2 tRNA genes and 1 rRNA gene are annotated in these 686 nt (G+C 46.6%); all 3 read right to left on the bottom strand.

The window, feature by feature from the left end:
* Positions 1-321: 321 nt before the first annotated feature.
* Positions 322-397: transfer RNA gene (locus CSQ91_RS28390), tRNA-Ala, on the bottom strand.
* 26 nt (positions 398-423) lie between these two features.
* Positions 424-500: transfer RNA gene (locus CSQ91_RS28385), tRNA-Ile, on the bottom strand.
* Positions 501-579: 79 nt separating this feature from the next.
* Positions 580-686: ribosomal RNA gene (locus CSQ91_RS28380) — 16S ribosomal RNA — on the bottom strand; the annotation flags it as partial.

The following is a 686-nucleotide window of genomic DNA, read 5'->3' as shown; positions in this document are numbered from 1 at the left end:
CGCAGCTTATCGCAAGCTACTACGTCCTTCATCGCCTGTAATCGCCAAGGCATCCACCATGTGCACTTATTCGCTTGTCCCTATAACGTTAGCCTCTGATTACTAGGTAATCAAAGAGCGCTACAGGAATAAGAAAGTACAACGTTGTTGCTTGTTTGTTGATACATACAATCATTACCCATCGATTCGCTTTTTACGGCAAACCGATCAATAAATAATCTTTACTTCTTCCAGATTGTTAAAGAACATACAGCACTTGATCTCGAAAAGACCAAACCTAAATCCCGGTGCATTATCAGCACTGATTTACGTTTGAACTTTTGGTGGAGGATGACGGGATCGAACCGACGACCCCCTGCTTGCAAAGCAGGTGCTCTCCCAGCTGAGCTAATCCCCCTATGGGTATTTCCAGACTACAGAAACTGGTAGGGCTGGTTGGACTCGAACCAACGACCCCCGCGTTATCAACACGGTGCTCTAACCAGCTGAGCTACAGCCCCAAATGCTGTTCTTTATATTAACAGCCGATAAGTGTGAACATTTGATGCGTGAATCATTACTGATTCGTGCAAACTCTAGAAAGGAGGTGATCCAGCCGCACCTTCCGATACGGCTACCTTGTTACGACTTCACCCCAGTCACGAATCCTACCGTGGTAAGCGCCCTCCTTGCGGTTAAGCTACCTA

The sequence above is a fragment of the Janthinobacterium sp. BJB301 genome, assembly GCF_002735685.1.
Taxonomy (GTDB): domain Bacteria; phylum Pseudomonadota; class Gammaproteobacteria; order Burkholderiales; family Burkholderiaceae_D; genus Janthinobacterium; species Janthinobacterium lividum.
This window is presented reverse-complemented; position numbering and strand designations above follow the sequence as displayed.